The following is a 12,948-nucleotide window of genomic DNA, read 5'->3' on the forward strand; positions in this document are numbered from 1 at the left end:
GATTATCCCTCAAACGGCCCGGATCTGACACAGGGTGCACTTCGTCTCCTGCATGCCCGTCACAGGATCGAAGCCATAGGTCGTCGTGTTGTTGGAGCTCTCGCCCAGCACCACGGGGTCGGTGCCGTGCGGATAGAATTTCCGCATGTCGTCGCCCTGGTACCAGCCGGAGAAGTGGAACGGCATGAAGGCGACGCCCTTGCCGACCCGGTCCGTCACCAGCGCCTTGACCTTGGCCTTGGCGTTGTTCTCGGGGCCGGAGACCCAGACGAACTGACCGTCCTTGATGCCGCGATCGGTGGCATCGCCGGTGTTGATCTCGACGAACATGTCCTGCTGCAACTCGGCGAGCCACGGGTTCGAGCGCGTCTCCTCGCCGCCGCCCTCGTATTCCACGAGACGGCCGGAGGTGAGGATGATCGGGAAGTCCTTGGCGATGCCGCGATCCACCGCCGCCTTCTGCACCGAGAAGCCGATATTCGGCATGCGCAGCTGACGTTCGTCGGGGCGGGTCGGGTACTGGGCCACGAGATCGGGACGCGGCGTATAGATGGGCTCGCGGTGCACCGGCACGGGGTCGGGCAGGTTCCAGGCATTCGCCCGGGCCTTGCCGTTGCCGTAGGGCGTGACGCCGTGGTCGAGGCAGACGCGCTGGATACCGCCCGACAGGTCGGTCGCCCAGCTCACCGTATCGATGTTGGCCCCACCGATCTTCGTGATGGTCGCCATCTCCTCGGCGGTCAGATCCTTGTCCCAGCCGAGCTTCTTGAACACCGCCATGGTGAATTCGGGGTAGCCGTCGGTGAGCTCGGAGCCCTTGGCGAAGGAATCCTCTGCCAGCAGGGTCACGCCGTTACGCTCGGTGCCGAAGCGGGCCCGGAACGTTCCGCCACCGTCCTTGATGTGGAGATTGGTGTTGTAGAGGATATGCGTGCCCGGATGGCGGAGCTCCGGCTTGCCCCAGCACGGCCAGGGCAGGCCGTAATAGTCGCCGCCCACTTCAGGGTCGTCCTTGGGTGCCCGCAGCGTCACCAGATCGAACTTGGCCTGGTTGCGCATATGCGCCTTCAGGCGTTCCGGGCTCTGGCCGCAATAGCCCGTCGACCAGCCGCCGCGGTTGATCTCCCGCAGGATATCCTCTGCGTCCGGCACCGCGTCCACGACTTTGATGTTCTTGAACATCTTGTCGGCGAAGCCGAGCTTCGCCGCCAGACGATAGATGACCTCGTAATCGTTCTTCGATTCGAAGGCGGGTTTCACGATCTGCTCGCCCCATTGGAGCGAGCGGTTCGAGGCCGTGCGGCTGCCATCCATCTCCAGCGAGGTGCAGATCGGCAGGAGGTAGGTGTTGTCGCGCCGCGCATCGAGGGCGGCGAAGGTGGTGGGATGCGGATCCGCCACTACGAGGAGGTCGAGCTTGGTCAAGCCCTTCACCGCCTCCGGCAGGCGGGTGACGGTGTTGCCGCCATGGCCGAACACCATCATCGCCTTGATGCCGGTGCGCTGGTCCACCTGTTCTTCGGGCAGGTTCACGCCGTCGAACCACCTCGTGGAGGTGATGCCGGGTAATTCCATGCTCTCCTTGCGCGTACGAGCCTTCCGACCGCCCTTGGCCGGCACCTCGTCGAATCGCGACTGGAGCCAGTCGTATTCCACGTCCCAGACGCGCGCCCAGTGCTTCCAGGCCCCTTCGACGAGACCGTAATAGAGCGGCAGCGACGTCACATCGAGGCCCAAATCGGTGGCCCCCTGTACGTTGGTGTGGCCGCGGAAGATGTTCGCGCCCGTTCCCGGCTTGCCGACATTGCCCGTGGCGAGACACAGAATGCAGAGCGCACGGACGTTGGCGGTGCCCACCGTGTGCTGGGTCGCGCCCATGCACCAGATCAGGGTGGCGGGCTTCTCCTTGGCGAACTTCTCGGCCACGCGGCGCAGCTGCTCGCCCGGCACGCCGGAAACACGCTCGACCTCCTCGGGATTCCACTTGGCGACTTCCTTGCGGACGTCGTCCATGGCGTAGACCCGCTGGCTGATGAACTCCTTGTCCTCCCAGCCATTCTGGAACACGTGCCAGAGGATGCCCCAGACCACTGGGATGTCGGTGCCGGAACGGATGCGGACATATTCCGTGGCGTGGGCGGCCGTGCGGGTGAAGCGCGGATCGATGACGATCATGTTCGCGCGGTTGATCTCCTTGCCGGACAGCAGGTGCTGAAGGGAGACCGGATGCGCTTCGGCGGGGTTGCCACCGAGAATGATCATCGTCTTGGCGTTGCGGATGTCGTTGTAAGAATTGGTCTGAGCGCCGTAGCCCCAGGTATTGGCAACGCCGGCCACCGTCGTCGAATGGCAGATCCGCGCCTGGTGATCGACCGAGTTGGTACCCCAGAAGGCGCCGAACTTACGCAGGACGTAGGCGGCTTCGTTGGTGAATTTGGCGGAGCCGAGCCAGTAGACGGAATCCGGGCCGTATTTATCCCGCAGACCGGTGATCTTATCGCCGATCTCATCGATGGCCTGATCCCAGGAGATGCGGGTCCACTGCCCGTCGACCATCTTCATCGGATATTTCAGGCGGCGGTCGCTGGAGACGAGCTCGCGGATCGCCGCGCCCTTGGCGCAATGGGTACCCCGGTTGATCGGGCTGCTGAAGGAGGGCTCCTGGCCGACCCAGACGCCGTTCACGACCTCCGCCGTCACCGTGCAACCCACCGAGCAATGGGTGCAGATGTTCTTCTTGATCGTCACCTCGGGGCCGATCGCGGAGGCGCCCGCCGCCTGGGCCTTGCGGACCGAGCCAAGCTGGATCGAGCCGGCGGCCGCGAGCCCTCCGGCGACGAGGCCGGAATTGCGCAGGAAGGCGCGACGGTCGAGGGCCTTCGGCGTCTCGCCGATGGTGACGGCCTGATGGAAGGTGCGGCCCGGGCCGCCTGTCTTGCGCTTGATCAGCATGGCGCCCTCAATTCTTCTTCAGGGTCTCGTAGCCGTTGGTGCGGTAGAACGCCTTGACGTGGTCGGACTCGCGGTAGCGGGCCTTCGTCTCATCCGCGCCGGGGTCGTAAGCCTGCGCGGGCGTCGCAATCATCGGCTGGGCCGTGATCGCGGCAGCGGCCGCCACCGATCCGCCGCCGAAGGCGCGGAAGAAATGGCGCCGTCCCATCTCGTCCTTTCGATCGTCCCGCATGCTCGTCACTCCTGAATGCGACCGATGTTTCAATGATTCCCGCCTCACGCGTCGAGCGCGTAAGCCCGGGTCTCGATGTCGATGAACGTCCGGCCGAGGTCGCCCACGGCACGGTAGAAAGACGAACGGGTATTGACCGCCACATCGTCGAACAAACGCCCGGCCCAGGGCTTTAGATGCCGCTCGAAGAAGACGCGGTCCTCGCCGGCTCCCGTCTCGAAACGACCCGAGACGAGACCCGCCATGGTCTCGAGCAGCATCGCCACATGGTCTTCCGGCTCGCTCATGCCGCCCGAGGCTTCGATGCCGAGCCGGGCCAGATCCTGGCGGATGCGCGCCAACGGACGCTCGTTGAGAAAGCCGGTCAGGTAGTAGGAAGCGTGCGGCACGACTTCGCCGCGTCCGACGCCGACGAAGAGATCGAAATACTCGCGCCCGACCTTGGCCAGATCCGCACCGGCCGCTTCGCGAGCGAGGGCGGAGCTCGCCTTGCCCAGGGGAGTCTCATCGCCACCCGAGCCGGCAAGAAGCGACAGGATATCATCGGACGGGACTCGGCCGGTCAGGGCCGCGAGGAGATCGTAGAGATGAGCGCGCAGAAAATCGACGTCGTCCACGACCGGCTGCGTCATGCCGGGCGCGCCGGAAGCGAGTTTCGCTTCGTCTTCGCGCAACAACTCAACCGAACGCATACCATCCTCAAACCGCGACCCGATCGCGGGCGAAGTGAATTCACTTCGTCCACAATACCGCGGAATGGGACGTGCGCAACGTAGTTTTTAATTGCTCAAAGTGGGATGGCGCTGCCATGTCGTCGCGGTCTCGGCATAGCCGTGTCCACGGGGGCAGAACGTGGCGGCGACAAGGCCAAGCTTGGCTCGCCAACCTGCACGACAGTGAGACCCGGTTCTTCACTGCCCCGATCCGTCTCTTCGGTTTTCACCGGCTCGGATTCCTCCGCCAGCTCCTCCGCTTCGATCAGCGTGGCCTCTTCGCTTTCCTGTTCAGGATCGACGTTCAAGTCGGGCGTCCCGTCGAAGATTTCCCGCAGCATGGCCTTGATGTCATCTGTGGGCAGAAGCGGGCCGTTTCCCGGCACATCGCCCACCACATTCCAGTCATAGGCGTATTCCCGCGCCTCGCTGACATAGTCGCGGATGTTGGTGTCGAGGGACCACATCCGGCGCAAAGCCGCCTTGCGCATCACCATCGGAACGCCAGCCCGAAGGAACTGGGCCAGATCGGTCTGTGCCGTCAGGCTGTCCAGGGAGGGCAACTTGGCGAGTTCCTCGGGCGACAGGGTCTCACCCGCGGAGAGTTCTCCCGCGAGAGGCGCCGCCTCCCTCTCGACCGCTTCGCTCTCGACCGCCTCGCTTCCAACCGGCACGGTCGCGGGCGGGCTCTCGCGGACGACAGCCCGCTTGCGCTTCGACCAGCGGGAAAAGAAATCGCCGCCGCTCATCCCTCGTCCCCCCGTCTGCGCGTACCGGTCCCCTGTCGCGCCAGGGCCTCGGGATCGGCCCGGTCGCGCTTACGCTTGTGGAACACCTGTTCGACGTGGAAGGCCTCGAAGAAAGCCAGAACCTTGGCCTGCACCTCCAGCGGCATCGGCACCGCCTCGACCACCTCGCCGATACCCTCGGCCATGGATTCGCCCTCATAGGGATCGGCCGTCACATTGGCGACTTCGTAGCTGCCCTCCGCAACCTGCCGCAGGGCGACCCAGAGCGAGGGCCGGCCCGAGATCAGGTTGTCGCGGTAATGCGACGTCTCGGCGGGGTGGAGCGAGACCTCGTAGGCGCCGGCATAGAAAGTTTCCTCCTCCGGCGTCGACGACAGCACGGTCCAGGGCGAGGCGGCCGGGATCGCCGGAAGGGCCGCGACCGGTAGCCAGGCATGGCTTGTCCAACGGCTCTTCAAGGCCCGTTTGACGACAATGATCCCGACATCGAAACGGTCGTCGGGCGGCGCCGGTGCAGGGGTCGGATTCTCTTCGGTCATGCGGCCTCCGCGCCGTCGGCGAGCGGCAATCCAGCCACGAGGTTCTGAGGTTTGAGAAAAAGGCGCTTGTCGGGGTCCATGGCCATCAGGAGATAGACCGGCCGGCCGGAAGCGCGCGGGTCGATCCGCCGGTCGTCGGCGAAGGTGAGGCGAAACAGGGCCAGGATGCGCATGCGGCTCGCTTCGTCCAGGGTCTCGCCGTTCCAGAGGGCGTTGCCGATTCGGGTCGCTTGAGCGTCGAGCCCGACGAACCAGCGCCAGTCCGGATCGTCCATGGAGGCGATCGGCTCCACTTTCGCCTCCACATGCAGAAGGTGTCGAACCCAGGCCTCGATGGCGCGCGCCAGACCGTCGCGGCTCTTTGGGTTGCTCCCGAGGTTGAGCGCCATGGTGAATGCGTCGGAGCGGCTCCAATAGGTCCAGGCCGTCTCGTCCGTGAGCACGTCGAGCTCATTCGCCGGCTCCTTGCCCAGCATGGCGACGAGGGGCGACTGCGCGGCCCCGGTCTCCCGCGCCTCGATCACCTCGGCATCGGCCAGCAACGCCGCGCCATCGACGAAAGAGACGCGCTGCGGCCGGAAGAAGAGCTCGCCGGCGCGGAGCGTGTAGGGGTCATCGCAGCCATCGAGGGCATTACGCAGGATGAGATGCGCCAATTGATTGAGGAAGATCGGTGGCGTGCCGTTCAGGCCCCTGCGAACGAGATCGAGATAGGCCGCCTCCACCGACCGCGCGGCCATCAACCGGTCGCGGAAGGCGAGCATCATGGTCCAGTTCTCGCGCGCATCGGCATCCGCCATCGCGGCGATCTCACCGGGGGAGACCGGCCGGCGCGGCGCCGTCACGAGGCCGCGGTGGAGCGCCCGCTCCGCCATGCAGGCTTCGTCGGGCGGCACGAGCTCGGGCCGTGCGAGATAGGCGAGGATCAACTCGTCGGTGACGGCAAGGCCCCCCCCTTCCGTGCGCCCGGCGAGGTGGTGTCCGCTGGAGACCCAGAACTCGGTCATCGTCCGTCATTCCCGGAAACAGGTGCGTTGGCCATGCCGATGAGGTCCGCCCGTTCCTCGGGTTCGTCTTCGGTCTCCTCGAAGGTGAAAGCCCTGGCATGGGCATGCAACTTGTCCGCCCCGGCGACGCCCGGCCCACGCTGATGCAGCGTGCGGAACGCTTCGCGGATCGCACCGTCCTCGAAGGTCCGATGCAGCGCGATCACGCTTCCCACCGCCGGCTGACACAGGGTGGCGGCGAAGGCGATCTCCTCGTCGGCCGCGATGCGGGCCACATCGAGGGTAGGCGCGCCGAGGCGCTCGCAAAGGTGATGCGCCAGCTGCTCGACCGCTTTGTCCCGCTCGGCCATCGTCGCCTCGCTGACCACTGCCAGGGTCGAGAAGCCGAGGGAGGTCACCCCGAGGAACCCGGAGCGAAACGCCGTACGGTCCTTACCTTCGAGAAGCGGAACGTCGGCATCCCAGAACAGGAACGAGCCCGTGACGGCCCATTCGCCGGGCTCGGCCGCCTTCGCGAAGACAAAGGTATCGGACGGATCGAGGCGGATCGTCCGGGGAAGTTTGAGACTGCTCATCGAGGCCTTCGCCTGTTCATTCCATCGTCACCACCCGAACCGGCCGAGAGGTGGTGGCGAAGACCTTCGTGTTCGAGGCACCTGTCCGGCGTCCACGGCACGTATCTGGGGTCGGCTCGCGGAAATTGCTCACGACTGGGCGAGACGCCCTTCACCAATACAGTTGAAACCGGCCGATGAACGTATCGGCGTCGATCGTCCGTCCGTTCTGAAGCGCGGAGGGAGAGGTGTGGGACCGGACGTAATCGGCCATGATGCGGATGTTGGTATCGGGATACCAGGATAGGCCCACCGTGCCGTCCCGCTCGATGCCGCCGCGCACGCCGCCATCGTCGAGATCGATGGCCGAGAAACGCAGGCCGAGTTCGAAGACGCCGAAACCGCCACGGGTGATGCGCTGCGCTTCTGCGACTTTGACGCCACCAAAGACCGCATAGCTGGTGCCATTGAAGTCGGGTGCCATGCGATAGGCCCGATTGTCGCCGTTGAGCACCCAGCTCGCCTGGACGTATCCCCCCTGGAAGCTCAGCGGCGATCCGCCATCGAACCGGCCGATCTCGGTTCGCGTGTATTCCGCGCTCACCAGAAGCGGACCGGAGCGATAGGCCAGTTCCGCACCGAGGCGGGCGATGCTCGCCGCATCACGAATATCGCCGGTATCGACGAACCTCCTCGTATAGAGGAACGCTTCGGATCGGCTCGAGAGCGAGAGGGGGCTCTCGTCACGCGGCAGACTGCGGTAGCTCCCGGCGAGGCCGACATGGAGCGTCCGCTTCTCTTCGTTGATCGGCGCGTAGGTCACCCGGCTCGTCGAGGCCAAGCCCTCGCTGCCGATACCGGTATTGGCGTTGCCGCCGAAGATCCCGGTGACGACGCTCCAGTCCTTGCCGTGTCTGCCCACGGCGAAGCCGAAGTTCCGCGCCGGAACGAAGGCGTCGGACAGGGCCCGTTCGGTGAACAGGATGTTGTTGTTGGAGGCGAGCTGGTCGAGGCCGAACGGCTCCTTCTCGTTGCCGATGCTGAAGAGCATGTCCGGCACACCGCGATAGACCAGGACCGCATCGTTGATCGGCGTCACCGGATCGGCGAAATCGTACTGGAAGCCGAGCCCGACATCCTTGCCGAGGTTCAGGGTGGTCTCGATCCACGAGCGGCGCACGGCGATGTTGTCGCTGAACGGGTCGCCGAAGCCCGATTGGCGGATGGCGGCCGCACCGAAATCGAGGTGGAGCCGGCCGCCGATGCGCAATGTCACGGCATCGTCGGGAAAGGTCAGGGTGATGCCCTTGTCGTCGATGGTGAGCCGCTCGCCATAGGGGCCGGGCATGCCCTTCGCCTCGATGGCCGGGCCCCTCGGAGCCTCCTCAGCCCGAAGCCCACCCGGCAGGGATAGAATCGCGGCCAGCGCAGCGAGGCGAGCGATGCGGGTTCTCAACGATGTCTTCTCTCTGGGGAACGCCCTCACCGCGGGCGATATCGACCGACATTCCCACAATCCGGGCATCGCCACATTCACAGATGAGGCTCGCCCGTCTGCGGATCGCCCCAGCGCATCGCGGCCAGGGCTTCGACGAGATCGCGGCGATCGCCGTCGCCGCCGATCAGGTCGCCGCCAGCATCGATCCGTGCCGTCGGACCGCCATCGGCGAGCCGCCGGAGATAGCGTCGTTCGATTCCCGCGAAACCGTCTTCCTCCCAGATGGCGAAGGTCTTCATGAGATGACGGGCGAAGCTCTCCACGAGGATTCCGTGGCCATCCTCGAAACTGAAACCCTCGTTCTCGAGGGAGGTCGAATCCGGCGTCAGGCCCGGATCGCCGGCCCCTGCCTTCGAGGCGATGATCGTGGCGGAGAAGACGAGCCAGTCCGGCACGTCGCCCTCGCCACAAGTTGCCGGCCATCCGAGACGCCCGCCGCCGAGGCGCGCGCCGTCGAAGCGGAGCGTATCGGGCCAGCCGAACGTCACCGGGACCTCGGGCGGACCATGCGCACCGATGGCCTCGGCAAGCGCCACCATGCCGGCGAAGACGGCGCGGCGCGCCGTGGCGAGAGGCTCGTCCGGCTCGAGGATCACCGCAAAGTCGAGCAGCTCCGCGTTTTTTCGCCAGACGAGGCGCCCGGTCCCGCCGCCTGATGCGGCTGCCTCGCGGGCTTCATCGAACGCGCTCGCCGGCCCGGCTGAGATGGCGAGAGAAAAGACGGGCGGCAGGATCAGGTCCGGGTCGTCGGAGCTCGGCGCCATGCGTTTCGGTTCTACCTGCGCCCGTATGTCGGGTCCTAGTTTCGAGCCGTTATAGTATACGATGCACCAACCTGAGCGCGAGTGGGCTGGTACCCTCGCCGCTGTGACCAAACGTTCGGGGTAAATCATTGTCCGACCGGATCGTGTTCGCGTGCTCCTGCGATGAGACCGTCGCCCTCGACGGGCAGGCGATCGGCAAGGCGTGCGGTGGCCGCCTGGAGACCGCCGATCAACTGTGCGGGCGTGAGATCGCCCGGTTCGAGGACGCGCTGGCACAGGGCGCGCCCGTCACCGTCTCGTGCACGCTGCAAGCCCCCCTCTTCACCGATATTGCCGCCGGGGCCGGGGCGGAAGCCCGCGTGACCTATGCCAATATCCGCGAGAACGCGGGCTGGTCGAGGGAGGCCGATGCGGCCGGACCGAAGATCGCGGCACTGCTAGCCGCCGCGGCCGAGACGACGCCCGCGCCGGGCACCGTCGCGATGGTGAGCCAGGGCGTCGCCCTCATCTACGGACGCGACGAGGTCGCCATCGAGGCCGGGCGGCGGCTCGCCGACCATCTCGACGTGACGGTTCTGCTGAGCCGCCCGCGCGATGTACCGGTGCCGCGCCGGCACGAGTTTCCCGTGCTCCAGGGGAGTGTCGTTTCGGCGAGCGGGCATCTCGGGGCGTTCTCCCTGCGCATCGACGATTACGCGGTGCCGAGCCCCTCATCCCGTCAATCCCTGTCCTTCGGCCCGTCGCGCAACGGCGCCACCTCCACCTGCGACGTGGTGCTCGACCTGACGGGGGGCACGCCGCTCTTTCCCGCGCATGACCTGCGCAGCGGCTATGTCCGGGCGGATCCCGGTGACCCGGCCGCCGTGGAGCGGGCGATCTTCACGATCTCCCATCTCGTCGGCGAGTTCGAGAAGGCGCGCTTCATCGATTTCCAGGCCGATCTCTGCGCGCATTCACGCTCGCGCATCACCGGCTGCACGCGCTGCCTCGAAGTCTGCCCGACCGGCGCCATCGCGCCCGCAGGCGATCACGTCGCCATCGATCCCTATATCTGCGCCGGCTGCGGCTCTTGCGCCTCCGTGTGCCCCACCGGTGCGGCGGCCTACGCCCTGCCCGCCGCCGACGGGCTGATGCGCCGCCTAAGGACCCTGATGCGTGCCTATCACGATGCCGGGGGACGGAACGGCATGGTGCTGTTCCACGATGCTGAGCACGGCGAGCCCTTGATCGAGGCGCTGGCCCGCTACGGCGACGGCCTGCCGGCCAACGTGCTTCCTGTCGCCGTCAACGAGGTCACGCAACTCGGCCCGGAGGCCGCCGCGGCGCTCCTGGCCTACGGCGCCGTGGGCATTCGCCTCCTCGTCCGTGACCGTCCCAAGCACGACATCGCGGCCCTGCGCCGGATGGCTCACCTTGCCGATACCCTCGCTGGGGCGCTGGGCTACGGTTCGGCCGATGGGACGCCCGTCGTCTCGCTCATCGAGACCGACGATCCAGACAAGCTGGGCTCCGCGCTGACGACCGGAAATCTCGGCACAGCCGCGCCGGTGCCCGCGGCTTTCATGCCGGTCGGCCCCAAGCGCAACGTCCTGCAATTCGCCTTCCGCGAGATGCATGTAGCCGCCCCAGCCCCTGTCGCCGTCGTCCCCTTGGAAGCCGGTTCGCCGTTCGGCGGTCTCGACTTCCGCACCGAGGATTGCACCCTGTGCCTCGCCTGTGTCGGCACCTGCCCGACCCATGCCCTCAGTGACAGTCAGGACCGGCCGCTGCTGGCATTCGAGGAAAGTCTCTGCGTGCAATGCGGGCTCTGCGCCGCCACCTGCCCGGAAGATGTCATCTCTTTGAAGCCGCAGGTGGATTTCGCCGCCTGGAGCCAGCCGCGCCGTATCGTCAAGGAGGAAGAGCCGTTCGATTGTGTGTCCTGCGGCAAGCCCTTCGGCACACGCAGCAGCATCGAGCGGGTCATCGAGAAGCTTCAGGGCCGCCACTGGATGTTCAGAGGCAGTGCCGGCGAGGCCAGGATCCGTACCCTGATGATGTGCGACACCTGCCGCGTCGAAGTCGTCGTGAACGAGGCTTTCGACCCGCATACGGTGCCGGAGCGGTCGAAGCCGAGAACCTCCGAGGATTACTTCCGGGCGCGGGAAACGAGCGGGAGCGGCGGCGCGTAACACCCTGTTTGATTGGATTGCTCAGCGGATACTCCTGCCAGAGTCGATCATCCCATCCAGTCACCTCATCCTGAGATGCCCGCGTCAGCGGGCCTCGAAGGAGCCCTCCAGTTCGCTAAGTGGGTTCTGGAGCCCTCCTTCGAGGCCGCTACGCGGCACCTCAGGATGAGGTAAAGCCTTGGAAAGCAACTCAAAAAGTGTCTTGCAAATAGCCCGCTGCACCGTCTTGCTCCGGGCAAGAACCTACCGAGACGGGGAGATTTGTGATGCGTCTCACTCCCGTTTTGATCACGGCGTCTTCGTCGCCCTCTCGAGGAAACGCACCAGGGCCTCGCGGTCGTCCGGGTTGTTGATCGTCTGCTCGGGCATCTTGGTGCCGGGCGTGTAGCGGGATGGGCCGATCTCGAACAGTTTCGAGATGGTCCGCGCATCCCAGACGATGTCGAGGCCCTTCAGTGCCTGCGAGAACGTGTATCCCTCGGCGGTGGCGACACGCCGACCGAACACGCCGCTCAAGGTAGGGCCGGCTCGCGTGCCGTCCTCCGGCGTCAGGGTATGGCAGGCGACGCAGGCGCGAAAGACCTCGGCCCCGTGATCGCCCTTGAAGGCCGCCAGCGAATCCACCGGCCGCGGCATCGACAGCGACCCGATGGGCTCGCCCGTCCCGGCATTCCATCGACGGACCAGTCTGTCCCCGCCCCCGGTCAGCAATTCGGTTCCGTCCGGCCGGAAGGCGAGCGACCAGACCGGCAGTCCCGGCCCTACGAGGCTGAACGCCACCTTGGCCGCGCGACGGTCGATCATGGCCACAGTGCCGGCCACCGTGGCAGCGGCGACCCACCGCCCGTCTGGAGACAAAGCGAGACCGATGACAGGGTTGGTGGCGAGGTCGACCGACGCGCGGATGGTGCCGTCGGCGGACAGGAAGCGGACCACGCTATCCGCACCGGCGGCGACGATCTCGCCCTCCCCGGCCACGGCCACGCTGTTCACCGGCGATGGGAGTTGAACGATGCGCGGTGGCTCATCGGTCTCGGCGAGGGGCCAGACTCGAAGTGTGGCGTCATAGCCCCCGGTGACCAATCTGCCATCGGGCAGGAAGGCGACGGCGTTGACGTTGCCCGCATGTCCCCGCAGCACCCGCACCGGCCCGCCGGCGAGGAACCGGATATGCGCCGTGCCATCCCAGGAAGCGGAGGCGAGGCTCGACCCGTCCGGCGAGACCGCGAGGGCCACGATGGGTCCGGCATGGTCGGAAAAGATCTCGACGGGCTCCGGGCGTCCGGCCTGCCAGAGGGCGATGCGCCCGTCCTCGCTGGCCGTGACGAAGCGGCCGCCATCGAGGGCAGCGACGGCATTCACCGCACCGTCGTGGAAACGAAGGACCGAGAGGGCCGTCCCCTGGTCGATCGCCCACAGAATGCCGGAATGGTCGAACCCGCCGGAAATCGCGATGCGTCCGTCCGGGGCAATCGCCAGCGCCCGCACCGGACCACCATGACCGCGAAGCTGCGCTGAGCCCGGAAGCGGTGCGGAGAGGACGAGGAGCATCGCGCAGATCGGCCAGACGCGGCGGATCGTCTGTCGAGAGAGCCGAGGTCGAACCGACAACCCTGATATCCGCGCCACGCCGTCGCTCTCTTACGGGATTGAGGACGTTGAGAATTAGACGCGGCGACGCAACCTGTCTTCCCTTCCGGCTACCACTCGGCTGATGCGCCGCAGGCGGGGTTGCTCAGCCGCTCGCAATGCCGCATCCGTCACGGCGC

General features: G+C 66.4%; 11 protein-coding genes. 1 reads left to right on the top strand and 10 read right to left on the bottom strand.

Features of this window, described 5'->3' with window-relative positions; all coding sequences use genetic code 11:
• Positions 1 to 9: 9 nt before the first annotated feature.
• From ACYQOP_RS26135 to ACYQOP_RS26175, 9 genes are all read right to left on the bottom strand, one after another.
• Complete coding sequence (locus ACYQOP_RS26135; RefSeq protein WP_056431012.1) at positions 10 to 2,952, bottom strand: formate dehydrogenase subunit alpha; 2,943 nt, start codon at positions 2,950 to 2,952, stop codon at positions 10 to 12.
• A 7-nt stretch (positions 2,953 to 2,959) separates the two neighbouring features.
• Positions 2,960 to 3,184, bottom strand: a complete 225-nt coding sequence (locus ACYQOP_RS26140; protein ID WP_461225047.1) for a formate dehydrogenase — start codon at positions 3,182 to 3,184, stop codon at positions 2,960 to 2,962.
• Between the two features lie 44 nt (positions 3,185 to 3,228).
• Entirely contained in the window at positions 3,229 to 3,876 is a 648-nt protein-coding gene (locus ACYQOP_RS26145; protein WP_461225049.1) for a TorD/DmsD family molecular chaperone, read from the bottom strand.
• 95 nt (positions 3,877 to 3,971) lie between these two features.
• Positions 3,972 to 4,646, bottom strand: coding sequence for a DUF3306 domain-containing protein (locus ACYQOP_RS26150; RefSeq protein ID WP_461225051.1), 675 nt, complete (start codon positions 4,644 to 4,646; stop codon positions 3,972 to 3,974).
• Positions 4,643 to 5,185, bottom strand: coding sequence for a DUF3305 domain-containing protein (locus tag ACYQOP_RS26155; protein ID WP_461225053.1), 543 nt, complete (start codon positions 5,183 to 5,185; stop codon positions 4,643 to 4,645). Before ACYQOP_RS26155 ends, ACYQOP_RS26150 begins: the two co-directional genes overlap by 4 nt.
• Complete coding sequence (locus tag ACYQOP_RS26160) at positions 5,182 to 6,192, bottom strand: DUF6352 family protein (protein WP_461225055.1); 1,011 nt, start codon at positions 6,190 to 6,192, stop codon at positions 5,182 to 5,184. The genes ACYQOP_RS26155 and ACYQOP_RS26160 overlap by 4 nt, the downstream gene beginning before the upstream one ends.
• The gene (locus ACYQOP_RS26165; RefSeq protein ID WP_461225057.1) at positions 6,189 to 6,767 is read right to left on the bottom strand and encodes a DUF6505 family protein; all 579 of its coding nucleotides are present in this window, start codon (positions 6,765 to 6,767) and stop codon (positions 6,189 to 6,191) included. Before ACYQOP_RS26165 ends, ACYQOP_RS26160 begins: the two co-directional genes overlap by 4 nt.
• Positions 6,768 to 6,918: 151 nt before the next feature.
• Positions 6,919 to 8,202 (bottom strand): OprO/OprP family phosphate-selective porin, encoded by a 1,284-nt coding sequence (locus ACYQOP_RS26170; protein ID WP_461225059.1) that lies wholly within the window; start codon positions 8,200 to 8,202, stop codon positions 6,919 to 6,921.
• Between the two features lie 77 nt (positions 8,203 to 8,279).
• Positions 8,280 to 9,008 (bottom strand): biotin/lipoate--protein ligase family protein, encoded by a 729-nt coding sequence (locus tag ACYQOP_RS26175; RefSeq protein WP_461225061.1) that lies wholly within the window; start codon positions 9,006 to 9,008, stop codon positions 8,280 to 8,282.
• A gap of 128 nt (positions 9,009 to 9,136) precedes the next feature.
• Here ACYQOP_RS26175 and ACYQOP_RS26180 point away from each other — a divergent pair, with 128 nt between their 5' ends.
• On the top strand, positions 9,137 to 11,179 hold the full coding sequence (locus tag ACYQOP_RS26180) for a 4Fe-4S binding protein (RefSeq protein ID WP_461225063.1): 2,043 nt from the start codon (positions 9,137 to 9,139) through the stop codon (positions 11,177 to 11,179).
• A gap of 288 nt (positions 11,180 to 11,467) precedes the next feature.
• Here the strand turns inward: ACYQOP_RS26180 and ACYQOP_RS26185 are convergent, their stop codons facing one another.
• Positions 11,468 to 12,730, bottom strand: a complete 1,263-nt coding sequence (locus ACYQOP_RS26185) for a c-type cytochrome (protein ID WP_461225499.1) — start codon at positions 12,728 to 12,730, stop codon at positions 11,468 to 11,470.
• Positions 12,731 to 12,948 lie beyond the last annotated feature (218 nt).

Source organism: Methylobacterium sp. CM6247 (assembly GCF_054817925.1).